The sequence below is a fragment of the Streptomyces sp. NPDC021225 genome (assembly GCF_044332865.1).
In the GTDB taxonomy this organism is placed as follows: Bacteria; Actinomycetota; Actinomycetes; order Streptomycetales; family Streptomycetaceae; genus Streptomyces.
The window spans coordinates 17079-43927 of the sequence record NZ_JBIRPV010000014.1; the positions used below are offsets into that span (position 1 = coordinate 17079).

Consider the following 26849-nt stretch of genomic DNA (forward strand, 5'->3'; position numbering starts at 1 on the left):
GACATGTACCGTACTGCGCTCCGTTGTTTCAGCGCAGTACCAGGGAGACGAAGCCCCAGCTGTCCCGGTAGCCGCGCAGCCATTCCTCACGACGGACCGCGGCTGTCTCGAACACGTGCGAGCCGTCCGGGTCGGCAGGGTGGTCCAGGGCCCATGCGGCCAGCGAACCCCAGCAGGCCCACTCGTAGTCGTCCAACTCGCGACGTGTGCTGACGTGCCCATGAACAGGAGTCCATCCGTCGGCGACGACACGGTCCACGGTGGTCGCCAGGTCGGTGAAGTTCCCGAGCATCTCGATCGCCTCCGGCGACGCGGGGCGATCCCAGAATCCCTCACCGAGAAGGACACGGCCGCCAGGGGCCAGGTGCCTGCGGGCCGCGGCGAGGGTGGGGAGCAGGCCACCGAAGGCATGCGTGGCCCCGAAGCTGAGCACCACGTCGAACGGCTCTGCGGACACGAAGTCTTCGGCCCTCTGGTGGTGAAGGACGAGGCGCTCCCGGACGCCGAGGTCGCTCGCGGCGGCGGCGGCCCGGTCCAGGGCGTCCGCGGAGATGTCCACGCCCTCGGCGCGCAGGTGCGGTCGGGTGACCAGGGCCCGCAGGAGCCATTCCCCTCCGCCGCAACCGAGGTCCAGCACACGCTCGTCGCCCCTCGGAAGCCCCCGCTCCAGCAGCCGGCCGACCGAGTCGTCGGCGAGCGGCGACTTGATCGGGTGCTCGGCATGGGCGATCCGGGACATCTCTTCACGGTTCACCGGCACAGCCTGTCAACCGACAGGGTTCGCACGCACCTCGTTTTCGCTCACGTGCCGACAACGCAGAGGGCCACCTACCGAAACCGGTAGGTGGCCCTCTGACCTGTGTCGGGGTGGCGGGATTTGAACCCACGACCTCTTCGTCCCGAACGAGGTTCGGTCAAGATCGGCACCTGCATGTTTGGTATTTTCGCAGGTCAGGGCGTTGGGCTCAGTGGGGCTCGCGTGGTCTCGGGAGGGTTTAGGGAGCGGGTCGGCTCCCAGATGGCTCCCACGTGATGCGCCGTAGGCGGCCCCTCTTCTCCGGCCGTAAACCTCAGCCGACCGGACGGCGGGGTGGCAGCAGACCGGCACTCAGCTCAACTCGTGCAACAGGGGCGCGGCGTCATCCTCATTCCCGGGCCTCAGTCCCGTGCTCGCCCTCGCCGAGCTGATCGGTGACCGCCGCCTCGCTCCGCTCCAGCAGGGAGATCCGGTTGGTCCGTCTCGCCGGACCTTCCAATCTTGCGGCGGCGCTCCGTCACCTGCCAGCGCTGACGTCGGTGTTTGAGGACGGCCTTCCACAGCTCCAGGCGATGGCGAGAATCCTTCGGCAACGTGAAGCGGAGGACTCCGAGGACAAGCGCAGCCACCAGCACGGGTGCGGACCCCGGGTGGTCGGTGAGGAACGGCATGGATCAGCCCTTCCCATCGCACAGGTCGAGCGAGGCGGTGCCCAGCACCACCCGGTAGGTGTCACCGTGGCGGGTAAATCCCGCACCCTTGACCCCGGCCTCCCGGTGAGTCAGGGCCAGAGCCAGGTCGCGGGGTTCGGGATAGCCGGTCCAGCGGAACTCCCATGAGTCGCCGGCGCCCCAGAGCCGATGTACGGCACCGTGCCGGATCACTTCCGGTTCCTTCCGGCGTTCGACTCCGGGGCGCTCCAGAGGGTCCCAGGACAGACTGGTCGCCCAGTGGCCACGCCGGTCAACCAGGTTTTAGCGGGAAACGAGACCTGCCAGCAGAGTGGTCGCTTCCCCCGAGATCGGGGGGACCGCTGCCAGTGTGCGGCGCTCGTGCGCGGTGAGGCCGTTGTCCAGTGTGAGATAGGGGCGCCGGGGCACGCGGCTGCGCCTGTTGCCGCGCCGGCATCCGGCCGGGTCGCCGGTGATGGTCAGCAGTGCACCGGTGGGCAGATGGCGCAGACAGACGGAGCGCCGCCCATGGCACGTGTAGCTGACCTCGTGCCGTAGTCCGGGGACGCCGCGTGAGTCGGCCCCCTCGGTGGCCAGCAGCCGGGTGGCCACGTTCTCCGGGGCGCGCTCCGCCACCATCACCAACTGGTCCCTGCGGGGCGACATCACCGGGTCGTACGAGGCGACAACCGAGTAGTTCCACCTCGCCGTCGGACCGGTGTGGACGTTGCCGTTGAAAAGCGCGAGCGCTAGCAGGGCCCGGAAGGCGCGCTGGTCGTCCGAACAGTGGTCCAGGCCCAGTCTGCGGGTGTCGCTGCTGATCGCAGATCGGGCGGCGGCTTTGCTCTCCCCGGTGTACTGGACGCGGAGCGGGATCCGCTCCTCGGGCGCCATGGTGTGGACGGGCAGCCCGCCCAACTCGCGCGCGGCGGTCAACCGTGCCTGTTGGAAGGGGATGACGTCCCCGGACTCGCGTCGGATACGGCGTGCGAGTGTGGCGATATCCCTGTCGAGCGTCATGTCCGGCTCCCGGTGGGCGTGCCTCAGTGCTCCCGCCCACTGCGCCCCATAGGAGGAACAACAGTTTTCAATCACGCGCGCCCGACGGCACTTTGCGCCCTCAGCCCTGGGTAGCTGCGGGAGGAACCCAGGTCCGACGTAACGGCGAGCGTGGTCGCCTGACCGAAGCATAGCGTCTTGAGGGCGCGCATGGACGAGGGTGTGCTCCGCTTGCGGAGCACACCCTGACCGCCTTTCAGTGCAACCAGTTCGCTGCTCCCATGACACCGAGCGTCACCGTGCTCGCGAACGCCAGAAATTTGACCGGTGCGCGATCAAGGGTCACGTGCAATGGTCCGCAACGGAGCTCGAAGGCCGGCCTGGGCGAGGGCGGATCCGATGGGTAGGCGGCCTGAGTGTCAGGAACAACGTGAGAGTTCTGATGCCTGGGCACGGCTTCTCCGATTCTTCGGGCTCACGGCACACGTCGGCCGTAGGCAAGCGGCTGGCTCGGTGATTCGAGCGCGCCTACCTTCGAGCACCTGCCGCTTAGCACCGCAAGTCACTGCGGCCCGCTTTCTGCCGTTGCTGTCGACTCTGGCCACTTCCTGCAGTCAAGGTCATACGGGCGTGACCTGCGGTGTCTTTCACTCCTCTGCGGCTTCGAGTCGAGCAGCCGAGCACATCAAATTTTGAAGTCCGGTCTGACGCAGGCATATTGCGACAATCGGGGTTGTCCCCACCAGGCGTGCTGCGACAACTACGGTTGTCTCCATGCGTTCAGTGAGTGGTCACGATTTCTTGTTCAAGTCGGGCGCCATGGCGGCGCCATGGCGTTCGCCTAGCTCAGCCGAAGACGCCCGAATGCGAGACCAGCTGAGGGATCTGGCCCGCAACATCGCGGGATGGGCCTCGGCGCGTGGTCAGGAGTGCCTGGCCAACGGACACGAACCCTCGGCTAGGGCGGAGCTGTTCGCAGACTGGCAGCTCGCCTACCTGCACGCTCTGCGGCAGTTGCATGAAGCCGCCGAGGTCCTTGCCGCTGAGGCTGCGCTGATGGGCGGAGGGATGGGTGCTACCTACGGCGATCTGGGATCTTCCTGGGGGATCACCAAGCAGGCAGCGCGTAAGAAGTGGCCCGGCGCGGTCGACGACGGCTCTGGGCGACCAGAGAAGATCACGGTGGAAAAGTGTGGCGGGGTCGCCGAGATCACTTACCTTCCAGACCGAGGTGCTTGGAGCTGGAGAGCTCACGGCGGCGACGGAACATGCCACGAGGCGGAGGAGGCGTATACCGTCCGATGGAAAGCCATGATCGCGGCCGAGTACTTCCTTCGAGATCACGTCGACTGTTGGGGAGACACCAATGTCCCGATGGCGCTTGGCGATCCGAAGAAGTGTTGGTGCTGGGATGACGATGCACGGGCACAGAAGCCGATCAACGACGCGTGACGACGATGGGTGACCGCGGCACCGTCGACGCCGATCTGTCCCGAGGCCTCCACACAAAGCCCTCGGACACGAAGCAACGCCCGAACTCACCGGAGTGGGACCGGGCGTCGTGCGGCAGGTCGGACGGGATCCACGCCGACCTGCACGCCGTAGACCGTGTGGGACTCGAACCTCCAATCAATGGAACCCAGAAAGATCACGTCGGGCGGTGTCGGCCTCTGGGCCGCCGTCCGGTTTGCCTGTTCGGTGTGGTTCATGGTGGCGCGTCGTCTGGGTCAGACCGGCGCATCCGCTCACGCATTGCTGCACCGAACAAGCCCTTCGGGCAGTCGTCTAGGAGTTCTGACAGCGAGGCCGTGCCCCGACCGCACACCTCTGACACACCTGCATCAACCGCCCCAAGGCAACATGAGGGTGGTCGTTCTCGTATGCCCGTCGTCGCACGAGCAGGACTGACCTCCTATTACTTGCGGTTGCGGGGTGAACGGCCAGTCCAGACGGCGTACAAGCCGCCGAGAGCCGACGCAAGAACCGATATCCCCTCGGCATCGACCGAACGACTCATGATGAGCACTACACCGACCGCGAGAACGCCGATGAACGCTGTGGCGTCAGCGCTGAGTTGCGTAGGCTGGGTGGGCATCAGTGTTCCTCCAGAACGCTGTGGTTGGGTGCGAGGACGGTGGATGCTTGCCGGCGCTGCCGTCCTCGCCTCCGAGCACCGGGCGGTGCTCGCTGGGAACCATTCTGAGCGGGCCATCGGAGGACAGGCATGGAGAGCGATGACGTCTTGGTCCGACTTATCCGCGCGCGTGCGCGCACGCGGAGTAGGGAGAGGTCGGACCAAGACGTCATCGTCTGCGGTAGGGGGCCACTTTGACGGAGACGACGCAGAATCAGCAGAGGGCCAGGAAGCGAGCCGAGACGCTCAGAGTCCTCGTCCGGGAGCGGGGGCTCTCGGAGGTTCTCGCCGCGGCGGAGAAGCTGTGGTCCAACGGCCACGCACCCAACGAAATTCGCATTCGAACCCTTTATGTCCGCAACCCTAATATTCCAGACGTGGACCTTTGGGTCCCGTTTCCCGTCCCTGCGCAGCTCAGATTCGGACCCGAACTAGACGAACGCAAGCGCCCTGCGTCTCACATACTTCCCCCTATGGCGCGCCTTATTGTGTCGCAAGGAGTGGCGCTTCAGTTGCATTTAACTGCACTATTTGTCGCACACTGTCAATCTCGCCCGGGCAGGGCGTGGGACAATCAGATTCCCCTCAGTAGGCGCACCCCTGATTCGGTGAATTGGTTGGACCTTGTAGCCGTGTCTGCCAAATCCAGTGGGAGTTCCGCCCAGGCGTCGGCCTATACGCGGAATAAACTCCGCCAGTTCCGATCGGCTCTCGGTCTACTGGCCCGGAATCATGTTGTCGACCTGGGAAAGCCCGGATCGGTGAATAGGTACGAAGGGTTCCGACTTCTATCGGAGGACGCCAGTAGCTCATCGGCGGGTGCAGTCGATTATCGCGTCCCTCGTGGCGACGAAGATACGCTGAAGATTCCCTTTCAGTTCTTCACGAGGGGGTGGGTGCATGCGCTGACGAAGAGTGAGATCGCTGCCTTCTTGATGTGTCTCCAGTTGGCCTCCGAAGAGGAGTATCGATCCATTTCATGGAAGGAGCGGGCTGGCCTTTTCGGGCTGTCGCGCGACGTGTATGACGCCACGCAGGCCCTTGAGGCATACCGACTTATCAACATCATGAGGCCAAGGGGTCGCAGGGAGGACGGTACTTGGCGCGGGTTCAGCAGCGGCGGCCAACCGTTCTCAAATAAGATTCGCCTAAACCTTCGCGGCCTATGGAGACCGGCTCACGAAGTTGTCGAGGCAGCGGTGATGAAGACTGCTGCTCTAGGTAAATGGTCCAGACCCCTCGGTGGATAAATCAGGCGTGTATGCCGAGCCGTTGCCTGCCAGCGTGCCCGCCTGTCGTGGTTTTCGAGTCTGTATTTATGGGACTCTCCCGTGAGGCGGAGGCATCGCGGAGTTCGTCGACGCCCTCCCGTCTGGGATGCCCGTGCTCTCCGCGAGAGGCACCGTGCGCAGGCACGGGCGCGTATTTGGTGCACAGGTCACGTACAGAGCTCACCCTGCGTGGTCTTTATGGTTACTTTGCGCCTGCTTCTTTGTCTGCATATGTGACCAAGTATCGCTAGAGCCCAGCATTCGCTAAGGCCGTTTGGTACGCAAGGTGCTTATACGGTTCTTCTGAGTGTGAGGATTTTCTTTGGCGCGCTGCTTAGCTGCGGTGGGAGATTCAGTCACGACAAATGGCGGAGCTCTAGGGTTCCCCGCCACCACCTGAATGGGGCCTGCTGCCTTATCAGCGGCCAAGGATCGCTTCACGAGCCGCTCGGGCCCACATCGCCTGCTGGCGCGTGGTGAATCCCATGCGGTTCCAGTGGAAGAGGACGTGCTTGGTCAGGATGGCGCGTGTGCCAAGGCCGAGCCGTTCTGCGTGGCCAGCCTCTGCGAGGGCCCGCCCAGAGCGTTGTAGCCCGCTGATCCACTTGGTGAGAGGCGCGAGCGGGCCGCCTGCTGTGAGCGCAGGGCTGGGGTCGATGGCCAGGAGCTTCTGAAGCTTGCGCGTCATGGCGGTGAGCCGCTCCATGGGAACGTCGTCGGGCAGTGACCTCTTCGCTTCGACGCGTGCCCATATGTCGCCTTGTTCGCTCCATTCCTGTCTGGCGGCGCGTAGGAATGCGCTGATGACGAGGAACGAGGTGGCCTTGGCGTCGAGGAGTCCGCTGGAGTCCGTCTTCACGTCATGTAGGTAGTCAAGAACTCCGACGCTGTCTGTGTGGAACAGGTCGTGGGCAGTCGTCATGCCGTCCGGGCCACCGAATGCGGCCGTCTCCGGCTCGTACAGGCTCGGCCACCAGCGCTTGGTCAGGCCCATCGCGACTGTGCAGCCAAGTGGTTCGGCCAGGTAATGCGCCACGCCCTCGACGGTTGTATTCGGGCCGGGGGTGACTCGAAGGCGCCAGCAGGGCTGCTTGCGGAGGAACCACCATGCTGCGACTGTTCCGGTGTCTGTGGCCGTGCGCAGGGACGGCAGGACGTGGGTGATGAAGGCGTGCTCGGCGGTTAGGTAATCGGCGAACTCGATGTACACCTGGTGCCAGCCGGTGGGGTTGGGCTGAGCGTCGAGTGAGGCGCGGCCGGCGGCGCGGTATAGCTCGACAGCTTCGGCGAGACGTCCCGGTGACCAGCGGACTTGGGCGGCGGCGTCCGCGATGGGGGCTCCGGCAAGGACGGCCAGGATGGCTGTCTCGGTCGCGCTGCTGTTGTGCGGATCCACCGTTATGCCTCTCCACGGGATGAGGAAAGTGGTCAGATGAGGAGCAGGCAGGCGTCCCAGTCGCTGAGGGGGGTCGCGTCTGTCTCGGCGCTTTGGAAGGCGAGGGCCGCTCCGGCCGTGCCTTCGAGGAACCCGGTTTCCGCCGGGGGGCCAAGGCTGAGGAAGCGCTCGCTGAGCTGCGGCAGGCGGTCGGTGAACAGGTCCGGATTCTCCGCGTCCTGGGCAACGCGCTGAACGGCGCGCATCAGGCCGCCGACGCCGTGGCACAGTCCGCGGTTGGTGAGCTGGTCGAGTTGGAGCCGGTCAGCCATGCAGTAGAGCAGCGCGCGCTCGGTCATGCGCTTGCGGTGGACATCGTCCAGGGCGATGGCGGCGAGTTGCTGGGCGCGGACCAGGCCGGGGGTGCCGTAGCACCAGGACGGAGCCGCTGGATTGGTGAGCACTGTGGTGGTTCTGGTGATCCATCGCGGCCAGCGGGTTCCTCGGTGGTCGCTCTGGCGTATCCGGTCGAGCCAGCGGCAGATCCGGGCCATCGCATCATCGTGGCCGTTGACCGTGATGCCGTGTCGTTTGGCAAGGGCGAGGAGTGCCAGTGGACCGGTGATGCCGTGCGCGAGACCGGCGTTGGCGTGGCCGCCGGGAGTAGGTGCGCCGAGATGAACGGGGGCGTGCCATACCCACCAGCCGGGCAGCGTGTCCCTGCCCGGGCTGGGGATCGGCTCGGTGAGACGCACCAGGTACTCCAGGACTCCTTTCATTTCGTCGCCGGTGGGGGCGCGGCGCAGGAGGAGGACGCCCAGTCCGGTCAGGCCGCGCAGCAAGTCGTACTCGGCGAAGCTGGTTAGTTTGCCCTGGTCGATGCGTGCGTGTGCGGCGTCGAGTCGGCGGCGGGTGTGTGCCGCCACGAGCCCGTCAAGGGTGTGCAGGGCGTTGGTGTACCGGTCGCTGGCCAGGTGCAGGGTGTAGGCCATCGCGGGTGCGCCGAGGAACAGGTTCGCCTCGCCGCCGTCGATCAGCGGGCCGATGCTGGCGAGCTGGCGATGTACGGACTGCCACGATCCGTTACCACGGTGGGCTCGCTCAATGTGGAGCAGGGCGATGCCAAGAGGGCCATGAGCCAGGGACTGCCGGGTGGCGGCCTCCTTGTCGACGATGGGCGGAGCGGTCGTCACCGGAGGGCTCCTTTGGCTCGTGCGGTCCAGGAGATCGCGGCGGCGCGTGCCAGACGGCGGCAGGTGGCCTCACCATCGGGGTCTATGCCGGCCGCCCGGTTGTGGTGCATGTGCAGCAGGGAGGGCAGGACGGTGGTCGGGTCGGCACCGTCGTCTGCGAGGGCAGCGCGGTACGTCTCCAAGGCTCCTCGGCGGTGGGCCCAGGCTGCTGCGACGCCTTCACCTCCGGGCAGGGCGCGCAGGGCGGCGAGATGGGTGTCGGGCGCGCTCATGTGCATGGTCTGGGCCTGAAGATCTCGTGCAGGTGCTTCCCCCTCCGCCTTCAGCAGGTTCTCGACCAGCCAGCAGCGGCCAGTTGCCGGGTTGCCGGTGAGGGCGGTGGCGATGTCCACGAAGCTGGCCGCAGTGACGGCCGGACGTAGCTCGGCCGGGAGGCTGAGCATCATCTGGGCGACGGCTGCTTCGGAGTCCGCGGCGAAGTAGTGTTCGGCAGCGTCGAGGGCACGTCCGGTGCCGTAGCGGCCGGTCTCGGGCTCGTCGGTGTCCCACTGGATGCGGCTGATCAGCCCGTCATTCCGGAGAGCTGCTGCCCAGGTCCCTACGCGCTGTGCGGCATCGCCGAATGCGTGCGGGCTGGGCAGTCGGAGCCGTAGGCGCAGATGGGCGCCGGGGTCGTTGTAGCGCGTGAACCACCACAGTGGTGACTCGTCTCCCCACTCCTGGAAGAGGGCGGGCAGGTGCCTGGTCAGGATCTCCGGGGCGCGGTCGGCGTGAGAGTAGACCTTCAGGTACGTCCACCGGGTGGTGCCGGGGATGCGTCCGGAGTTGCGGCTGACGACTGCTCTTGTGCCGGCCGTGGACGGTGAGGGCGGCAGGTTTGAGGCGAACGGCATGGTGATCTCGTGGGCGTGGCCCAGCCAGCCGAGCGCGTCCTCGTCGGGTGCTTCGTGCATGGTCACCGCGTCCGTGTGCACCAACTCTGCTCGCAGCAGTTGCAGATGAGTGGGGTTGTCCAGGTCGAGGCGCAGGCGCTGGTCATTGGAGCCGAGGTAAACGGTTCGGGTCACGCCGTAGCGGCAGCGCCAGTCCGTGAAGCGGTGCATCCAGCCGGGCTCGCTCTCGCTGCCGATGTCGCGCTGCCTGAGTCGCCAGCAGGCAGGGGAGAGGATGGTGCGGCCGATGCGTACCTCGGGGAGGAACGGCAGTCGGGTGGCTGCACCCCATGCGAATGAGGTGAGGGCGGCGACGTGTGAGCGGTGTACTTCGGTCAGGAAGCGGACCAGAGGATGGGTGGCGTTGGTGAGTTCCACGGCGTTCATCACCGTCGGCTCGATGTGCTGCCCGGTGGACAACGACACCAGGTAGAAGCGCTGAGTGTCCGCGCTGACGGCGAGATCGTGCAGGTCGAGCGTGGCAGTCGGGTTGTGCTCGCTCAGGGAGAGCAGGTGCGGGGCGATGGCGGGTGCGCGGCTGACGTTTTGGGTGCGCAGCCGTAGCGGCGGGCTGGAGACCTGAGCGATGGACGCGTCGGTCTCGAGGGTGGGCATGGCGGCGTAGGCGGCCCTCATGCGGTCCCGGTCAGGCTGCTTCAGCATGGCCAGGAATCGGCCCATTGTCCTGCCTGCACCCAGTGACAGGCCCGCGAGGTTCAATGCGAACCGGCCGCTCTGCAAGGCGTCCAGAGAGTCCGCCAACACCGTGAAGCACATTTCGACGTGAGCGGGCACCTGGGCGACGTCGCCAGCAGTGAGGGCAGCGCAGTCTTCCTCCGTGAGCACGATCTCGCGCACACGGTTCACCGCGGCTTCCTGGGCGAGAGCGAGGAGGCATTCGTCGCGGCGGGTCGTGGCCACGACAGGGCGTTTCAGGACCGAGCCCCGGTAGCCGGCCGGGAAGCCGAGCCCGACGTCAGGGTCGGCGAGATCGCAGACCGGGACGAGCGCGCCCATGCTGTACCGCTCCAGGAAGCGGGCGTGGTAGTCCTGCCAGGCCGGATACCCGGCAGGGTACGGCGAGATGCGGGCGATGACTGCAAGAGCGCGCTCTGCCTCCTCGGCGACAACGGAGGGCAGAGTGACGTCGCAGTCGGGCCGCAGGTTCGCCACGAGGGGGCGGTCAGGGGTGCTGCTCAGGGCCGTCATCCGTCGGGTCGCCTCGGTGCGGACGGTCCGTTGCCCGTCGGGTGTGGCGGTGTCGTGCCGGATGAGGAGCTGGTGGACCTGTCGGAGAGTGGCTGCTGTCTCGGAGACAGCGTCCGCGCTGATGGCGTCGAGCTGGGCCACGAGATGGCCGAGGGAGTCGTCGGCCGTCATGGGCGCCCGCAAGCTGGTCAGAAGAACCCGGTTCGCCACGAGACCGCGCACCATGTCCTCGATCACCGAGCTGGGGGAGTCCGGGTAGTCGGTGCTCAGCTTCGCCACGATGTCCCCGACGGTGATGGGCGACTGGGCGAGGCGGAGCACCGTCTCGACGGCGGGGGTGCGCCGCATCGTCACCTCGACGGGGCCGTCCTTCCCCGGCTGGTGCGGTACGACGATCTTGGTGCCCCGGATGACGCAGGTGGGGTCGGCCATGACGGGTAGGCGCCGCAGCAGGTCGGGTGCTGTCTCCAGAGTGGTGATAATTGCAGTCAGCCACTCGTCGTCCGCACGGGCGGCCACGTGGTGCTTGGTTCCCCAGCGGGCTTCTGCTGTGTCACCAAGCCGTACGGGCGCGGGGCCGGCGAAAAGGCCGAACGGCGTGGCGCGGTGCTGCATTCGTAGCAGGTAGCGGACCAGGGAAACCACGGTGCGCCGCACCGGGCGGGGGCGCTGGGTGTGGCAGCTGAGGATGCCACACACGGCATCGGCCAGGAGCGGACTGGCGAACTCGATGGCCGTAGCCGTGGTGTCGTTCGCCCAGACCTGTTCGATCCACTTCCGCCAGCGGTCGACGTCATCGGCGGTGGTGCCGTTCAGGTCCGGCCAGGGAGGCAGTGTGGCCGCCAGTGGACGAACTGCGGTCCTGATCAGAACCGCGTCAATGACGTCGTACATCGCTGTGCCTCCTTCGTCGTCTCGGGTGGTGCGTGCCGACGGCCCCTGACCGCCGGCACGCACTGGTTGGTCAGCCGCAGGTGCTGTTGGAGCAGGCGGACTGGCAGGTGGCGGTGCAGCCGTCACCGGTGTCGTTCAGCAGTCCCGCTACGACCGGGGCGTTGGAGAGGATCTCGATGTTGAGGTCGAAGTCCGAGGTGGCGTCGGTCGTGTAGTTCGTCCCGGTCTTGGGCATGGGGCTGGTCTGCTGTGCTGACATCTCATGACCTCCTGTTGCGGTGGGATGTGCTCCTGCTGCCTGGGTCGCGGCGCTTTCGGCGCTACGGCCAGGTGATCGCGATCCGCGTGTGCCGCCGGTTGATGACGCGACCCGCGGGAAGTCGGCCGTCCGGTGTGCCCGCCGGATAGACCTCGATGTGCGCGTGGTGGCTGCGGTGCTCTCGGTCCCAGGCCTGGATTTGTTCGACCATCCGGTCGGCCATCTCCTGGGCGCCGGGGCCGTGGCCGATGACGCCGAGTTCAAACCGGTCGGGGTCCTCGGTGGGCCGCACTGTGCGGTAGGCGAAGCTGCCGCCCTCGACCAGCGTGGGAATGCCGAGCGGAGAGATCGAGGCGACCAGCCCGCAGGTGCGGGCGGCCGGCTTCGCGATGAGCAGCGGCAGGTTGTCGAAGACGGTCGTCAGCCACAGGTCGAGGTGTTCTTTCGACTCGTCGCCCGCGAGCGTCACCCCGGACCACACTGCTACGGGCGGTGTGCGCAAGGCCGCGCGCAGGGCCTCGGTGTCGGGTTCCGGATGGTCGTCCAGACGTAGACCGACTTCTTCCTCCTCGACGTCATGCAGCACGACCAGGCGGACACGGTGCTCACCGGCGCCCTGCATCGGTACGAACCCGCACAGCTCGAAGCCGTCGCTGACCAGCCGTTCCCCGTCGCGTACGAACGCCACTGTGCGGGTCATGCCACGCATCCGCAGCGGAACGACCAGTCGGCCACCGTCCACGAGCTGGTCGATCCAGGCCGGAGGGATGTCGGCGGCCTGGACCGTGACGATGATCCGGTCGTACGGGGCGTGCTCCGGTACTCCGTGCTCGCCGTCCCCGGTGACGATGCGGACCCGGTCGTCGTAGCCGGTCTCGGGCAGAAACTTCTCCGCGCGTTCCGTCACCTCAGGGTCGATGTCGGCGGTGACGACCAAGCCGTCCTTCCCGACGATCTCCGCGAGGTACGCGGCGTTGACGCCGCCGGAACCGATCTCCAGCACGCGCATCCCGGGGACGATGTCGGCCTGCTCGATCTGCATGGCCTGGATGCGGGGCGCGGAGACGGAGCTGAGCTGGACGCCGTCGGAGTCAGTCTTGGTGATCACGGCGTGTTCCGCGAGATAGGCCGTGGCCAGGTCCTCCTCGGGGGTGGCGAGGTGACGTGGCACTTTCCGGAACGCGGCCACGGCATGGCTGCTCCGCAGGGCCCCCATTTCAATGAGCTGCCTGACCATCTCGTCACGCAACTGCTGTGCGCTCATCGGAGTTTTTCCTTCTTCGTTGGTCACGTTTTTCACGGGCTTGCTCTTTCTCGACGGGTGAGGGCCGGGGACTCGGGGGCTTGCGGCATGCCCTATTGCTGGGCGCGCTGGCTTGGGAACCCGTTGAGCGGTTCGGCCGTCGGCAGAAAGGAAGTCAGGGGGAGGGCGGAGCCGTGGAGACCGCGAGCCCGATCACGAATCCGCAGGATGCGGAGATGAGAACGATGAGCAGTGGGCCTGTGTAGCGGGCAAGCCGACTCATGGTGCGGCTGTTCACGGCTTCCACCTGGCATACCCGGCCTGGATAGAGTTCCGGCGCACTGCCTTCACCGGCCCCACCGTCCGTTCGCCACACTGACCTTGGCACGCAGGGTTTCCATGGCCGTTGGCCTGCGCAGGGCATCCGGCGGTACGTCCCACTCCTTGCCGTCCTGAGGCGGCCGAAGCTGGAGGTACGGTCCTACGCTCCCCATGACCCGGCCGATGTCGTCCGTCCGCTCATCGACCATCAAGGTCCCTGGGGATAGTTGGCGTGTGTCGGTCACGTCCGGCACCTCCTTGCCATCGTGGCCAGCGGCGCTGCCGAGGGGTGCGGAGCGAAACCCTCGGGGAGAGAGAAGTGGGGCTCGCCGAGCGCGCGGAGGAGCTGTCGGTCTCCGGAGAAGCGGGTGCGGGCGTGCAGCCAGCGGTGGTTGTCGAGCAGATAGCCCTGCCCGGCCTGGAGGGTGATGCGGCGCTGGCTGTCGGTAATGGCGCTCCGCAGCCGGGGGAGGTACGGCTGGGCGATCGGGTTCCACCGGGCCAGGCCGTCCTGGCGTAGCCGTATGGAGATGCGTCCATCGGCGTGGGCGGTGATGACCTGGGTGGCGTGGCCGGCCCCGGATCCGAAGTAGGCGGTCCGTGGCTGGGCGAAGGTGACGGCTGCTTCGCGGCAGCTGCGCACGAGCCGGGCGTGGACATCGCGGCCGTCGGCGAGGAGGACGTCGCCTCCCATCGGCGCGGGCCGCAGGCACACCAGGAGCATCAGGCGCGGCGGCCTGGGGACGCCGGATCGCTCGGTGTGCGCTTGCAGATCGCCGCTGCCGAGCCCGGCGAAGCCCGCGCGGTGGGCGTGGCTGCCGGTGTCGCGGATCAGCGTCAGGCCGTCCGGCGCGCTGTGCGGGTGCGGTGTGATGGCCATCAGCTGTGAAGCCAAGTCCAGCATGTCCTGGCGACTGTGCAGCCCGTCGACGGTGACGAGGCCACTTTCACGGAGCTGCGCGGCGATCAAGTCGCTGGCACGCGGGGCACGGACGTTGACGTAGTGGCCCGAGAACAGGGCCACGGGGTCGGCTGCGGCGTGGCGCATCGCCGTACTCCTTTGATCGAGGTCGGTGTGGACAGGGTGGGCAGTCGCGTCGTGCGGGGTAAAGCGACTGATTGTCGACTCGGGCAAATCGCCCAGTGCGGATGCGGGTCGAGCGGGGCGTGCTACGTTCCGAGAGCCCGGTCGCACACCGCAGGACGAGGATCGTCATGACGTACACGCCGCCGCTCTGGCCCGTCTCCGTGAAAGGCGTCGCACTGGACGCCCAGGACCGCGTGGTCCTGCTGAAGAACGAGCGCGACGAGTGGGAGTTGCCCGGCGGTCGTCTGGAGATCGGCAGCCCGGACGGAGCCGTGCTGCCGGATGCCAGTCCCGAAGCCGCGCTGGAACGGGAGATCCAGGAGGAGACCGGCTGGGAGGTCAAGGCCGGCCCCCTCATCGACGGCGCTGTATGGATCTACCAGCCCATCCCCGGGCGGAGGGTGCTGATCGTCACCTACGGCTGCACCGTACTGACCCCCGACCGGCCTCCGGTCGTCAGCCATGAGCACAAGCAGCTGGGCGTGTTCACCGCCGACGAGGTGCCCGGGCTGAACATGCCCGACGGCTACAAGCAGGCCATCGCTGCTTGGTACGGCCGCAGGGACGTGGAGCTGGACGACTACGAGCGGATGTAGCCGACCGTGAGCAGGGGCGAGATCGCGCAGCGAGTGGAAACGGACCGGTTCCCCAGTCCGCGGCCTTCGGCCCGGCATGCCCAGTGGCACTGGGCGACCCCGCAGGCCCAGCTCATTCTCGGCTCCGGAGACCTGTCGAGCATCCTGCGGTTCTACCGCCGGGTCCATGGCATGAACCAGACCGAGCTCGGCGCGCTCCTCGGCTACGACAAGACCTACATCTCCGCCCTCGAACTAGGGAAGCGCGCCCTCGACGACGTCAGCTCCCGCCGCCGGGTCTGCGACTGCTTGGAACTGCCGCCGCACGTTCTGGGGATCACCGATCCCGCTGACACGGATCACCGGGCGATGCTGCAGTTCGGCGAGTCCACTGTCCGGCTCGCCGAGATTGCCCGGCAGTCCGGCCACGCCTCTGAAGCCGTCTCCGAGCTGTGGCCGCTTGTCGCCCGGCTAGAAGCCCGCATCGAAGACGGCCACACCGAGCGCGATGTGCTGCACCTGCTCGCCCGAGCTCGCGTAGGCCTCGGCGTCGCTCTGGGCAACGTGCTCCCCGAGGAGCGACTGGCCACGGCCGCCCACTGGACTGCCAAAAGCCTCGATATCGCCGAGTACTTTCAGGACCGGGGCATGACCTCGTACGTGCTGCGCATGCATGGAAACGAGCTGCGCAAGGCGAACCTGAGGGGCGCGGCCGTCCAGCGGCTGTGCCGCGCCGCGGCTACAGCACCGGACGACAACGCCCGAGCCGCTGCCCTGCCACTGCTCGCCAGGGCAGCCGGCGCACTGGGCAACGGCGAACTATTCGACCGGGTGATGCGGGAGACCGACGCTCTGCTCTTCCGCGTCGACCACACCAGCTTGTTCAACCCCTTCTCGCTCCACGAGATCCGGCTCCGCGGTCTTGTCTCGACCGGCCGAGCAGCTGTGGCCATGCGGCTGGTGGAGCACAACCCGCTGCCCACGACGGTCGTGGCCCCACAGTGGCGCGTCATCGAGCTGATCACCGTCGCGCACGTCCAACTGCTCGCCGACGACCGCAGCGGCGCTGCCCAGTCGCTGGACATCGCGATCCAAGAGGCGGCCATGCAACGCCTGCCCCACCAACTCCAGCGCATCGTGCGCACGGCGGGGTCCCGCCTGCCCGCCCAGTACGCCGCCGCCTCCCAGTCTCTTGACCAGATACGCAACGAGATGGCTGCTTAGCCGACTTTCGCCATCCCGCCGCCAATTCTGCGGGCGTCTTTCTGTCGTTTTACCGCCGTGGCCTACGGGGAGCAGGCGCCTCCGGCACGGCACCGGCAGGAGATGTACGCGTCGGTTGGACAGAACGGTCCACGGCAGGCCGGGCCTGGGCGGCCACGGACCGGGCGCTGGGGGCACGGCGCTTGCCGAGACGACGGATGCGCCAGGTCAACACTTCGGCGGGGCGGCGTGCATCGTCCAGCGGCCGCTGATGGATGGCTTGCTGGAGCACGATGGCCGAGTTCTGTCCGACGCTCTCGGCTTCGGCGAGGGCGGTGGCCAGAGCATCCCAGGCACGGGCGTCCAGGATCTGCTGAGCATGGGAGGGCACGGTCTCCCATAGCTGGCGAGCGAGCCGGTCGACAGTCTCTGCTGGCGGTTTGCGCCGGGCGAGAGCGGCAAGGGGTGCCGCTGCGGCCTGCTCGTACGCAGTGCGCAGGTTGAGCAGGGTCCGGTGCGCGGCGGCTACCTGCTGGTCGTGGTGGCGGAGCTGGTGCCAGCGGGCGGCGGCGATGACGACGAGGAGGGCCGCGTCGAGGAACATCGCGAGGGCCGCTCCGTCCTTGGGCGCGGATTCGCGAAGCATGCTCCGGATGGCGCCGCGCAGGGTACGGGCGTGGTGGTGTTCGGCGCGGATGCGGGAGCGGGTGGCGCGCTCGAACGCCGTGGCGGCCTCGCGCAGCCGGGGGCGGATGTCCTGGGGTGAGATCAGAGGGAGGGCATCAAGGGCTTCGCCGAATGCGGCGAGGTGGGCCTGGGCGGCTTCGTCGTCCGCCTTGTCGAGGTGGTGGGGGATGCGTTCCATGGCGGCGGTGGCTCGGTGCCACGGGTTGGGCTTGTGGTGACGCGGCAGGTGGCTGACGGGCTGTGGTTGGGTTCCGGCCAGGCGCTGTTGGATCTTGGGGAAGGACAGGTCGGGGGCGAGCTTGGAGCCGGAGAACCAGATCGGTTCGCCTGCCGAGTTGGTGTCGCCTTCGAGGGCGACCTTGTAGCCGCGTATGGCGCCGGAGGGAAACCGCTGGATCTCGACGCGCACGCTGCCGGTGCTGGCGAGGATGCGGAGGAACTCCTCGGGAGTGCTGGTGGCGGAGACCGCGGTGCGGACGGTGGAGCGCAGGCGCTCGCGGGCGGTCCGCTGGTGGCCGGTGCGGTGGGCTTTCTCCTGCTCGGCGCGGGTGGGGCGCTGCGCGGCGGTGCGGTCGCCCCGGATGACTTCGTGGAGGCCGTATTCCTTTTCGATGGCGGCGAGTTCCCTGTCGGCGGTGAGGTAGTCGTTCCAGTGGCGGGCGGGGCGGAGGTCGCCTCGGACCTTGGTGGCGGCGATGTGGATGTGGTCGTCGGCATGCCGTACGGCGACCCAGCGGCATCCGTCCGGGTCACCGTCGGGCGCGATGCCGGTGGCGGCGACGACGCGGCGGGCGATGTCCGCCCACTCGTCGTCGCTGAGGGTGCGGTCCTCGGGTGCGGCCCGGATGGAGCAGTGCCACACGTGCTGTTCGGGTGCGCGGTCGCCGGCCTGTTTCACCCGCAGGTCGAGGGCCTTGACGAGCTGGTTCTTGGTTTCGTTGAAGTCGTCGGTGCGGCCGGGGTCGAGGGCGAAGCCGTACCAGGAGGCGACCAGGTGCGGGTCGGTGTGCTCGTTCGCCCGGCCAGGACCATAGAGGTAGCTGATCAGCTTGCCGGTGTTCCTGCCACTGGTGATCTTGGCGATCACCGAGCAGCCGCCTTCGTGGTCGTAGCCTGATCGGAGGCCGCGTCGATGTCGGCGATGGCGGCGCGGACGGCGCGCGCGAAGGTGGAGCAGGCCATCGTGAACCTCGGCTTCGTGCGAGGCGGCGCAGCGCCGGAGCACGCCGCCCATTGGCGCAGGAACGGTTTTGCAACCTGGCTGTTCACCCCAGCGGTCTCCGGCTGGTATCCGAAGAAGGCGCCGCAGGAGCCACGACCCGTGCCCCTGCTTGGCGAGCCGTGGCCCGGCGTGCCAGCCCGAGGACGCGGCGCCAGCGAGCGGGCCGACGCTTGCTGGCTCCCGATCGCCAAGGGCCTCACCCCCCATGGCCTTCGCCATACCCACCGGACCGTGATGGAGGACCTCGGCACGGAGAAGGTCCTCATGGACGAACGCATGGGCCACATCGACAGCTCCATTTCCGCCCGCTACGCCCATGTCACCCCCGGCATGCGCAAACGCCTCATGGTCGGACTGACCGAGCAGTGGGAGGCGGCACTCGGCGCACGTTTGGCGATCAGTCCTACGTCACCGGTACGCGTACTGGGCGATCTCCTGCGGACACGAAGCCGGTCACGTCTGACTGCGGAGCCTCACCAATGAACGCCGCTGGCCCCTGATGGTCACCGTCCGGGACACACTCCATCTCCCGGTGCCTTGCTTGGGCCGCGTCAACCGCGCGTGGCCAGCTCACCGCGGCAGTTAAGGAAATCGCCGGGTGATGGGGGCAAGTGACCTGGCTCAATAGGCACATGGAGATTGGCGAGCACTGGGCATACCGCGCGAGGCCGAAGGATCTGGGCAGCGCGGTCAGGCAAGTGGAGATCGTTCGAGTGGGCGGCCCGGGCAGGTCTGGTTGGATCCACGTGCGGTTTCTGGAGGGGGACGACGCCGGTCTGCAGGAATGGGTGAGTCCCGGCTCTCTCGTAGCACCGTGGTCAGATGTCGATAAGTTCCGCGCGGATGACGCGGCAGAGTCCACACTGGCCGAGGCGTCACGCCACGTACGCGGTAGTACGGATTTCGAGGCGGCGCGCTTGATCCTCGGTTTCGTCCGGCCGAAGAGCAGGCTGCGCCTCCGCCGAGGGGTGGCGGACGCGGGAGTCCTGGAACTGAGCCGACTCGACGAGACTGCGTCGCTTATCGGCATGGACGCCGTCGAGCTCCGCAGCGACCCGATGGTGTACGAGAACCGCGCCGGCACGTGCCTGGCCGGATGGCCGGTCACCGAGCGCATCGCCCGCCAGGTAGCGGGCCGCCTCGCCGACGAGATCCTTCCGGAGGTGGACCGCAAGCAGCAGGACATCGAGCAGGAGCGCGCACAGTCTTCCTGGTACTCATACCGCGCTCGGGACGACCGCAAGTTGGACGCGGAGGCGGCCGTCCTGCGGACCGCCCGGGCGTGGTGCGGCGAGGACAAGGCTGATCGCTACGACGAGCTGGTGGCATTACGCGCCGAGGTCGTCAGGCTCGGCCAGTTGGTCGAGAAGGCGGTCAAGGCTCTACGCGACCGTGGGCACGGTGTCATTGCCTCCACCATTGAGCGCGACCTTGGCGTCTATATCGCCAGCCTTGATCCTGATGTGCATCGATGAAGCCGCGCCAAGGGTCGGGGTCCGGCTTGGGCGGCGTGGGCTGTTCCGGAGGCTTCTCCTTCTCCGGCCGGTGCGGGTGCCAGCCGTCAAGGAACGGACGTAGCTGATCTCCCGTCGGCTCCGCGTGGAAGTTCAGAGAAGCCAGGCCCTTGCCGTTCATGGTGGGGTCGAGTCGGTCGGCCTCCGTCTTGCCCCAAGCCGACCACTCTCGCAGCCTCTCGGCTTCGAGGGCGTTGTCCGATGTGGCAGCGGCTTCGTCCAGCGCGACGCAGAAGGCTCGGATCTCCCCTGCGACCCGCCACCGCTCAAGGGCCGTGCCGAAGCGCTCGGACCGTAAGGCGTGCACTGCCTTGATCGAAGCGACGCTGACGGCAGCCTCCCACTCTCGCCGCTCGCGTTCCTCCCGGTCGGCTTCCAAGCGCCGACGCTCTGCCTCTTGCCGCTCCCGCTCGTCACGCAGACGCTGCTGCTCCGCCTCACGGTCCAGCCGAGCCCGCTCCTGCTCCTCCGCGCGCGCCTTCAACGCCCGGAAGACTGATCCGATCTGATCCTCCAACCGCTTCTTGGCGGAGTCGGCGCATTCCTTCTTCCAGCCGTAGCTGTGGCCATAGCCATAGACCGGGTGCTGGCCGATCAACAGTTCCAGTTCGCCGGACGGCTCGAACCTGTGTGCCGGGGTGACCCGCTGCCAGTCGTACGTACGTCGACCTGGCTGCTTGGGCACGTACCGGACTTGCTTCTGCCGTTCGCGGAAGCTGACCTCGTATGTCCTGCCGTGGACAGTGAGCAATGGCCTCGGCTGCTTTCGCTTCTTGGACACCGAGATCTCGCCGTGGCGGGCAAGGGCCTGCTCGGCGAGGAGCCGGAGCAGTGAGAGGACTCGGGGCAGGACCGCCTCTGAGATCTCGAAGGCGCTGTGGTCCGCCGTGACTGCTGCGACCACGTCCTCAACATCGGTGATCACCCGGCTGCGCGCCAGCCGGATACGGTTCCACTCGGTGTCGTCCTCGCCGGACACCCTGAGCAGGCCGAGGAAGAAATCCCCCTTCGCCCGCCCGCTGTACTTCAGGTGGTACCCCTCAGGCGCACACTGCCGCGCCGCGTCGAACGCCCTGCGGTATCGAGCTCGCTCTCCCTCACTGGGGTTCGGGATGCGAAGGAACCGCCCAGCCTGCTGTACCTCCGCGATCAAAGCGGCTCCGACTTCCGCTGGCGACGACCGTGAGCGTTTCATGGCGCGCTGTGGCGCGGGCCTCGTCGTGGATGCGGCTGTGGCTTGTGTCGTTGCCTTGGGATCCACGGAACGCTGCTTGCGCGAAGCTGGTTCCGGCCGGTCCGGATGATGGCCGTGCTCCAGGTAGAAGCGTCCGGCGTCGGTGATCTCCGCCTGCCACCTCCCACCCTGCTTCGGCCTGGTGATCAGCCCTCGCTCTTTGAGCGCGCGGGCAGTAGCGGCGAGTTCGGGACTGTCTGAGGTGACAGGATCGGACCCGTCCCCGATACGGGTGAGCAGGGCGAGCTGGCGGTCGTTTAACGGAGACCAAGGGTGCATGGCGACTGTCGTACCGTCTGTGGTCATGTCAGCACAACCCGTAAGGGGTGTATCGCTCGCACATCAGGTTCGCCGACCACGCCCGTTGGGGATGGCCGCCGCCCACGCGCGCACAGCCGGTCGCCGAGAGAGGTGGGCACGTACTCATCCCTGCCGGGTCCTTGGCCTTGTATCCAGGGGGCCTGTGCGTCCACCCTCTCGGACATCAGCTCGACTTCGACAACAACGCTTTCGCCCGGATCGCGATGTCATCATCTTCCAGGCGCACATGGCAGATGATGAGGTCGGATGTGATCCGGCGTAGCAATTTCAGCCACTCGGCTACGAAGGCAGCGATTCCTACGGTCAACTGGCTTCGGTCGTTGAGAAGAAACTCGTAGCTTCCATGGGTGCTGTCCCAGTGCGAATCGATCCTGAGGGAATCTCCGTCGCGAACAATGTTCCACTCGGTGGAGAATGTGTCGGATCCCCAGTGGACCTGTGTTCGAGAGAATCTCGGATTCTGGACTTCTTCGAGCAACGGGATGAGGTCATCAAGCAAGACGGGAATGTCGTAACGGTATTCGAGTCGCACGGGGACCCGGTTCCAGAACAGGATGGCATCTTCGGTCTCCATGGGATACATCTGCCCTGCCGCGTCCGCCATGTCGTCGGCTGGCCCAACCTTCAGGGTCTCAGGGTTCCCTGTTTGCAGCCGGAAGCTCATGCTTGTTCCTATCGAGTAAGCGGGTAGGCGTGGACCTTGCCGTTGGGATACACCTTGACGAAAATGCTGTTCGGTGTGCGCGTCGTGCCATCTGGAAGATACTCTATGCAGTTGTGCCCTTCGGGTAGCCTGAAGAACCCTGTCTTATTCGGCCCTAGTTCGGCTCCGCGTTCCGCTGCGTACTTGACGTCCGCTGCGCTGCCGAACTGCCCCTGGGGTCGACCGTCTCTTATCGCGCGAGCCGTTCCTTCGGACCAGTCAACGCCGTGCTTGCCGGTCTTGAGCAGTGGCGCTTCAGGCTTGTATTTCTGACCGTCTTTTTCGAAGCCTCTGCCGACCTCGTCTGCCTGTTTCCGCTTGCTGAGGCCGTTCAGATGCTGCTGGCTCTGGCTGAAGGATTGCTGTTGCTCCTCGGTGACGGGGTTCGGCTCTTCCGACTTGGGGCGTGAGCCACTCTGGCTCCCGGCATCCGCCTGTCCCTCGGGCGGTCCGTCGGTCGGTGCGCCACCACCCGCGGCAGTCATGAGGACGATGCCGAGCGTTCCCAGCGCGGTGGCGTGGATCGCGGCTTCGACGGTGATCGTGCCTGCTGCGATGCCGGCGCCCGCGAAGGCGAGTCCACCGCCCGGTGGGAAGAGGGCGAGGAGGGCCAGGAGGATGAGCGCGAAGCCGAGGTAGGCGAGGAAGTTGTTGAGCGCTTCCAACAGGTGGAAGTTACGGAAGAGTTTGTCGCCGGCGCTGAGCCCTTCCTGTTGCATGCGAAGCAGGAGCACGGTGCCTGTGATGAGACTGCCGAGCGCGGTCCAGATGCGGAAGCGGACGATGGCGTGGGCGTCGGCGAGGGGGAGCGTGCTCGTTGCCTGCCAGGTACGCAGGAGTCTGGTGAGGTTCCAGGCGGTCCACAGCAGCGCGGCGATACCGAAGGCCATCAGGACAGCGGGCCCGTCGCTGGTGGTGAAGCGTTCCTGGAGTTCGGCGGCGGCGGGGAAGGATCCCGCGCCGAGGAAGACCAAGGCCGGGAGCGCCAGGACCACGGAGATGAGGATGAACCACCATCTTCGCCGGTCCCGCAGTGTGCGGGCGGCCTGGCGGACGGTCCGCAGCCCGACGCCATGCCAGGCGTGTTGGTGGTCGGTGGCGTCGATCTGTGCAGCGGTCCAGGCGACAGTGCGGTGCAGAGGATCGCTGTCGGTGTACGGCGTGCCGGCTGCCGCGTAGAAGAGGGCTCGACGCATGCGGGCGAAGCGCAGTGCGATCAGCGTCGACCAGGGGACTCGCCACAGCCCGTATCCGGTCAAGGCCGTAAGGCCGGTGCGTCCGGCTCGCTCCTCGCGGAGCAGTACACCTGGGACTGTCCGCTTGGCACGGCGGATCTGCCACATGTCGGCGCCCATCGCGATGGCCAGCACGGCCAGCGGGATGGTCCACAGGATGCCGTTGAGGTCTTCGACCAGTGAATGGGTGTCCCGGGCGCCGGGTTGTGCGGCCGCGTAGTTGGTAAGCATGTGGTGAGCACAGGCAGCGGCGATGGGCACTAGCCCCAGGGCCCGCAGCCAGCGGCGACCACGGATGAGGATGCCAACCCCCAGGGCCGCGGCGGCGGTGTAGACGAGATGGGGACTGGTCTCAGCGGCCGGGTGGGCACCGCCGAAGTCCAGGGTGGTGAAGGGGGCGGGGAAACAGGCAGCGAAGACCTGATCGGGGCCAGGGATCCAAGGCGCTTGCAGGCTGTCGGGGATCACCCAGCCACCGGCCGGGTGACTGATGGCCCGGGCCGCGTCCAGCCCGAACCTGGCCACCGCCTCCAGTAGCCCGAACCCCGCACCCAGCGCCGCACCGGTGACCACGTAGTCGGTCAGGCCCCACTGGCGGCGGATCTTGACGTTCCACGCCGCCAGCAGTAGAGGCGTGATCTTGACCAGCTCTTCAATAACCGGGTCGACGGTGTAACTGGCCGTCTTCACCGTGTTGAGCAGCGCCCCACCATGGGGTTGGTCGGAGACGGTGCGCGTGTACGCGTACTCCAGCAACGCGGTGACGATGCCGCAGCCGTAGACGCCCACTGCGATCGCCAGCAGAACGGTGGAGACCCGCACCGAACGCGTCGGCGATGACAACACCAGCAGCTGCACCACGCCGTACACCGTCGCGGCCACCATCAATACCGCCACGCCCAGCCCCCCAAAGCCGTCGGCTCAAGGGCGCGAGCTTAAGGGCCTGTTGGACGGCGTACAAGGGCCCTCTTGCGCCGCGAAGTCAGCCCGCGGCGTTCACGGGGCGTGCGGGCGAACCAGGGTCCTGGGCGAAGAATCGCAATCTGGGGCGGGAGACCTTAGCCCGCAGTCCCTGGCCGCATTCTGCGCGGGTTGGCGGAGGCGGGTCCGCACGCGGTGGATGGCCGACCAAGCCGAGTCGCAGCCAGGGCTAGCGGTGCCGTGGCGTCGATCCGACCATGCTCGGGGTGCAGAGGACGCGCTGCGGTCCGGTGGTCACCCGAAGATGAGCGCGACGTCCTTGTTCAGGCAGAACCTCATGACGGCGACCAGCTGGTGGGCGTCATCGGTGTGCCGTTGGAGAACGGGATCGCTGCCATCGTGTTGCCGCTGGTCGATGATTGCTTCCAACCGGGGCAGCATGGCCGCGCATTGAGCGGGCGTGAGGTCGGGGGCATCGTCGTCTGGATGGTCGAGTAGTGGTGCCAGAGTCGTGGAAACGCTGTTCCACGGGCGGTCTCCGCCGAAGCCGTACATCTCGGCGAGAGTGAATCCCTCGGCCTGGGCCAGCCACTCCCTGAACACGTTGAAGCCGGCATAGGACCAGGAGACGTCCGGGCTGGTCACGTTGCCGTCTCCGGGGAAGAGTACGAGCCCCATCCTGCCCTCCTTGCCTGCCTGGTGCCCAGGATCGGCCGTGGAGAGAAGCGTCGGCAACGCCAGCATCGTTCACGGTCGGTGTCAGCTGTATCCGGGAGCACCGCTCGGAACCTGGTCCCAGGGATGGTGGCACATCGGGAATGGAGAGACGCATGCGCTGGCCGCTTGTGTCGGCAGCCACCTCGCGTCGTGGCGCACCTCACTTGCGCGTGCGCTTGGAGGCTTCCCCGTGATGCGCCAGGTGCCGCCCCCGTGGGGGAGGAATGGGAGCGGTCTGGGAGCCGGATTTCTGGGTCGGCTCCCAAACGGCTCCCAAGGGGTCCCGGAAACGAGTCAGGGGCCCGATCCGCTTTCGCGGATCAGGCCCCTGACCTGGTGTTCCTTCAGTCGGGGTGGCGGGATTTGAACCCACGACCTCTTCGTCCCGAACTACGGGCGGGGTGGTCGCTGAGGTCTGCTGGGCTGGTCAGCCGGTCGGCTGGGGGCGGTGTCGGTCGACTGTGGTTGAGGTGGTTGCTGTACTTCGCTGCTGTACAGCACTCGCTGACCACCGCCTTAGGAGTTCGGTCAGGCATCGGTGCGAGCACGCCCGCAGCTTGCGATTGTGTCGAGGAAGGGCAGTGGAGGCGTTCAGCGATGCGGCCAAGTACACAGATGTTGCCGTCGATGACTGCCGTCACGGCTGGGCCCTAGACAAGTCGCTGGCAGGCTTCGAGGTCGCTGATGTCTCGTTCTTCCCAGCCGCCTTGGTTGACGAGGAGAACTGGCGGGGTGCGGACACCACCCACCTTGCGGCTGGTCAGCCGTTCTTCAATGCCTCCTGTGAGGCGGTGATGAACTGCGCCCGCGCCCTTCGGTACATCTCGTGGTTCATCGAACGGTCTGAAGCTGGCCTATTCAGCAGACTGCGCACCCTCACAGCCTGTTCGAGCACCGATGGCGGTCCCTCGAGTTCGACGAGATTCAACGCCACATAGAGATCGATTGTCGCGTCCGACCTGCGTGCCGTGCTCACAATTCGTCCACCCGGGCTCAGCTCTTCTGCCTTCTGCTCAGCAGCGGTCAGAAAGGCGGCATAGGCGGCACGTCTGGCGTCCTGGAGGCGCGCCAAGCGCTGCTCATCAAGGGTCTGTTGTACCGTCCTCAGGACGGCTTCGGCTTGCTTGTCTCCTGCGTACTGCGCGGCGCCTGCCTGACGACGGCCAGCGAGGATGGTGAACCATCCGGTAAGCCCACTGCCAGCCAGAGCTGAGCCAGCGGCGATCAGCGCGAGTTGAAGATCCCCCACGCGTGCCATTGTGCCCGGCCGGTTCTTCTTCGCGCAGCCGTTCCTCACGGAAGCCAACCTGCACTCCCGCCTGGCACCAGCCTATGGAGTTCGCCACCCCAATGCAGTGATCAGCCCGTCTATGCCTCGCCCTGGCCTGCCCGGTGTGCGGACGAGTCTCGCGGTACGGCGATGTGCACCCCTGTTGCCGTCAACGACTGCCGTCAGGCCATCAGCTGAGCGGCCACGGTCCCGACTCAGGACCTCTTGATCCGTAGGTTCGGGCGGGGGCCTGGTGCGGGCTCTGGCGGCTGCCCGGCTTGGTGCTCGATGCGGGCCGCTGGTGGGCGACACGTGCCCTCGTTGCCGTCAGCGTTGCCGTCAGAAGACGTCCATCCGTAGGTCACCCGAGCGATAGCGCCCGTCCCAGGCTGCCACTCCGGCAGAACGGAGATTTTCGGCCAATTTACAAACTCGAACACTCGCCCTGTCGGGCCACGTTCTGCCAGGTAGCGACTCCGCCACACGTCATTCGAGCAGTTCACCTCGGTCTAGACCACCCGTAATTCATTGCACGCGCAGTGAATAATTGCTGGTCAGAGGGCTAATCGAGGCGTCCGAACACGTCCGTGCAGCCACGGCCGAAAAGACGATGCCTGGTATCACTGGTCCAGTAAGGACGGCGCCTCGCACATGACTCCCATCACTCAGAGGCCGCCTCACTGGTCCAGACCATGACCGTTCGACAGGTGGAGGCAATATGAACCAGCCGCAGTTAGAAGGAAACGGTGATCACAGCCAGAGCTGTGCGCATGTCACCGGTTGTCAGGCCACCCCTAGCCCAGCGCAGAGTTCACGTGTGCTGGCCTGGTTTCCGCCGACGGCAACCCTGCTCTGGTCCCTCGCCGTTCTGATCACAGCGATCAAGAACTAGCCAGAGCAAG

General features: G+C 66.8%; 20 protein-coding genes and 1 pseudogene. 5 read left to right on the forward strand and 16 right to left on the reverse strand.

Annotated features, from left to right (window positions below):
- Positions 1 to 28: 28 nt before the first annotated feature.
- From ACH4S9_RS39235 to ACH4S9_RS39245, 3 genes are all read right to left on the reverse strand, one after another.
- On the reverse strand, positions 29 to 754 hold the full coding sequence (locus ACH4S9_RS39235) for an SAM-dependent methyltransferase (protein ID WP_398376486.1): 726 nt from the start codon (positions 752 to 754) through the stop codon (positions 29 to 31).
- 677 nt (positions 755 to 1431) lie between these two features.
- Positions 1432 to 1641 (reverse strand): hypothetical protein, encoded by a 210-nt coding sequence (locus ACH4S9_RS39240; RefSeq protein ID WP_398376488.1) that lies wholly within the window; start codon positions 1639 to 1641, stop codon positions 1432 to 1434.
- Between the two features lie 90 nt (positions 1642 to 1731).
- Positions 1732 to 2448, reverse strand: coding sequence for a hypothetical protein (locus ACH4S9_RS39245; protein WP_398376490.1), 717 nt, complete (start codon positions 2446 to 2448; stop codon positions 1732 to 1734).
- Between the two features lie 753 nt (positions 2449 to 3201).
- On the opposite strand from ACH4S9_RS39245, the gene ACH4S9_RS39250 reads away from it, so the two are divergent.
- A complete protein-coding gene (locus ACH4S9_RS39250; RefSeq protein ID WP_398376492.1) occupies positions 3202 to 3879 on the forward strand; it encodes a hypothetical protein in 678 nt (225 codons plus the stop codon).
- 2371 nt (positions 3880 to 6250) lie between these two features.
- On the opposite strand, the gene ACH4S9_RS39255 is transcribed toward ACH4S9_RS39250, so the two are convergent.
- The 7 genes from ACH4S9_RS39255 to ACH4S9_RS39285 form a co-directional block, all read right to left on the reverse strand.
- Positions 6251 to 7228 carry a thiopeptide-type bacteriocin biosynthesis protein gene (locus ACH4S9_RS39255; protein WP_398376494.1) on the reverse strand — a complete coding sequence of 326 codons (978 nt, stop codon included), beginning with the start codon at positions 7226 to 7228 and terminating at the stop codon, positions 6251 to 6253.
- 32 nt (positions 7229 to 7260) lie between these two features.
- Entirely contained in the window at positions 7261 to 8400 is a 1140-nt protein-coding gene (locus ACH4S9_RS39260; RefSeq protein WP_398376496.1) for a lanthionine synthetase C family protein, read from the reverse strand.
- Entirely contained in the window at positions 8397 to 11435 is a 3039-nt protein-coding gene (locus ACH4S9_RS39265) for a lantibiotic dehydratase (RefSeq protein ID WP_398376498.1), read from the reverse strand. The genes ACH4S9_RS39260 and ACH4S9_RS39265 overlap by 4 nt, the downstream gene beginning before the upstream one ends.
- 70 nt (positions 11436 to 11505) lie before the next feature.
- Positions 11506 to 11694 (reverse strand): FxLD family lanthipeptide, encoded by a 189-nt coding sequence (locus tag ACH4S9_RS39270; protein ID WP_398376500.1) that lies wholly within the window; start codon positions 11692 to 11694, stop codon positions 11506 to 11508.
- A gap of 61 nt (positions 11695 to 11755) precedes the next feature.
- Positions 11756 to 12958, reverse strand: coding sequence for a methyltransferase, FxLD system (fxlM, locus tag ACH4S9_RS39275; protein WP_398376503.1), 1203 nt, complete (start codon positions 12956 to 12958; stop codon positions 11756 to 11758).
- Positions 12959 to 13284: 326 nt separating this feature from the next.
- A complete protein-coding gene (locus ACH4S9_RS39280; protein ID WP_398376505.1) occupies positions 13285 to 13503 on the reverse strand; it encodes a hypothetical protein in 219 nt (72 codons plus the stop codon).
- Complete coding sequence (locus ACH4S9_RS39285) at positions 13500 to 14306, reverse strand: TauD/TfdA family dioxygenase (protein WP_398376507.1); 807 nt, start codon at positions 14304 to 14306, stop codon at positions 13500 to 13502. Before ACH4S9_RS39285 ends, ACH4S9_RS39280 begins: the two co-directional genes overlap by 4 nt.
- A gap of 167 nt (positions 14307 to 14473) precedes the next feature.
- Between ACH4S9_RS39285 and ACH4S9_RS39290 the strand changes: the two genes are divergently transcribed.
- The gene (locus ACH4S9_RS39290; RefSeq protein WP_398376510.1) at positions 14474 to 14941 is read left to right on the forward strand and encodes an NUDIX domain-containing protein; all 468 of its coding nucleotides are present in this window, start codon (positions 14474 to 14476) and stop codon (positions 14939 to 14941) included.
- A 6-nt stretch (positions 14942 to 14947) separates the two neighbouring features.
- Positions 14948 to 16144, forward strand: coding sequence for a helix-turn-helix domain-containing protein (locus ACH4S9_RS39295; protein WP_398376512.1), 1197 nt, complete (start codon positions 14948 to 14950; stop codon positions 16142 to 16144).
- 49 nt (positions 16145 to 16193) lie between these two features.
- On the opposite strand, the gene ACH4S9_RS39300 is transcribed toward ACH4S9_RS39295, so the two are convergent.
- On the reverse strand, positions 16194 to 17897 hold the full coding sequence (locus ACH4S9_RS39300; RefSeq protein WP_398376514.1) for a relaxase/mobilization nuclease domain-containing protein: 1704 nt from the start codon (positions 17895 to 17897) through the stop codon (positions 16194 to 16196).
- A gap of 72 nt (positions 17898 to 17969) precedes the next feature.
- On the opposite strand from ACH4S9_RS39300, the pseudogene ACH4S9_RS39305 reads away from it, so the two are divergent.
- Positions 17970 to 18515, forward strand: a pseudogene (locus tag ACH4S9_RS39305) (LacI family transcriptional regulator); the annotation flags it as partial.
- Between the two features lie 149 nt (positions 18516 to 18664).
- A complete protein-coding gene (locus ACH4S9_RS39310; RefSeq protein ID WP_398376517.1) occupies positions 18665 to 19507 on the forward strand; it encodes a PE-PGRS family protein in 843 nt (280 codons plus the stop codon).
- Here the strand turns inward: ACH4S9_RS39310 and ACH4S9_RS39315 are convergent.
- The 5 genes from ACH4S9_RS39315 to ACH4S9_RS39335 form a co-directional block, all read right to left on the reverse strand.
- Entirely contained in the window at positions 19437 to 21086 is a 1650-nt protein-coding gene (locus tag ACH4S9_RS39315; protein WP_398376519.1) for a PE-PGRS family protein, read from the reverse strand. The two genes, ACH4S9_RS39310 and ACH4S9_RS39315, sit on opposite strands and share 71 nt — an antisense overlap.
- 178 nt (positions 21087 to 21264) lie before the next feature.
- Positions 21265 to 21765, reverse strand: a complete 501-nt coding sequence (locus ACH4S9_RS39320; protein ID WP_398376521.1) for a hypothetical protein — start codon at positions 21763 to 21765, stop codon at positions 21265 to 21267.
- Positions 21766 to 21773: 8 nt separating this feature from the next.
- Positions 21774 to 23936: a PrsW family intramembrane metalloprotease gene (locus tag ACH4S9_RS39325; protein ID WP_398376523.1), complete on the reverse strand. Its 2163-nt coding sequence runs from the start codon at positions 23934 to 23936 to the stop codon at positions 21774 to 21776.
- A gap of 318 nt (positions 23937 to 24254) precedes the next feature.
- The gene (locus tag ACH4S9_RS39330) at positions 24255 to 24638 is read right to left on the reverse strand and encodes a hypothetical protein (protein ID WP_398376525.1); all 384 of its coding nucleotides are present in this window, start codon (positions 24636 to 24638) and stop codon (positions 24255 to 24257) included.
- A 799-nt stretch (positions 24639 to 25437) separates the two neighbouring features.
- Positions 25438 to 25926, reverse strand: a complete 489-nt coding sequence (locus tag ACH4S9_RS39335; RefSeq protein WP_398376527.1) for a hypothetical protein — start codon at positions 25924 to 25926, stop codon at positions 25438 to 25440.
- Between the last annotated feature and the right edge of the window lie 923 nt (positions 25927 to 26849).

Bases quoted from the DNA above. Each gene is read 5' to 3' on its own strand.
- ACH4S9_RS39270 (WP_398376500.1), bottom strand. From the start codon at position 11,694: ATGTCAGCACAGCAGACCAGCCCCATGCCCAAGACCGGGACGAACTAC.
- ACH4S9_RS39250 (WP_398376492.1), top strand. From the start codon at position 3,202: ATGCGTTCAGTGAGTGGTCACGATTTCTTGTTCAAGTCGGGCGCCATG.
- ACH4S9_RS39285 (WP_398376507.1), bottom strand. From the start codon at position 14,306: ATGCGCCACGCCGCAGCCGACCCCGTGGCCCTGTTCTCGGGCCACTAC.
- ACH4S9_RS39265 (WP_398376498.1), bottom strand. From the start codon at position 11,435: ATGTACGACGTCATTGACGCGGTTCTGATCAGGACCGCAGTTCGTCCA.
- ACH4S9_RS39290 (WP_398376510.1), top strand. From the start codon at position 14,474: ATGACGTACACGCCGCCGCTCTGGCCCGTCTCCGTGAAAGGCGTCGCA.
- ACH4S9_RS39310 (WP_398376517.1), top strand. From the start codon at position 18,665: ATGGAGATTGGCGAGCACTGGGCATACCGCGCGAGGCCGAAGGATCTG.
- ACH4S9_RS39320 (WP_398376521.1), bottom strand. From the start codon at position 21,765: ATGAGCTTCCGGCTGCAAACAGGGAACCCTGAGACCCTGAAGGTTGGG.
- ACH4S9_RS39315 (WP_398376519.1), bottom strand. From the start codon at position 21,086: ATGACCACAGACGGTACGACAGTCGCCATGCACCCTTGGTCTCCGTTA.
- ACH4S9_RS39245 (WP_398376490.1), bottom strand. From the start codon at position 2,448: ATGACGCTCGACAGGGATATCGCCACACTCGCACGCCGTATCCGACGC.
- fxlM (WP_398376503.1), bottom strand. From the start codon at position 12,958: ATGAGCGCACAGCAGTTGCGTGACGAGATGGTCAGGCAGCTCATTGAA.
- ACH4S9_RS39330 (WP_398376525.1), bottom strand. From the start codon at position 24,638: ATGGGGCTCGTACTCTTCCCCGGAGACGGCAACGTGACCAGCCCGGAC.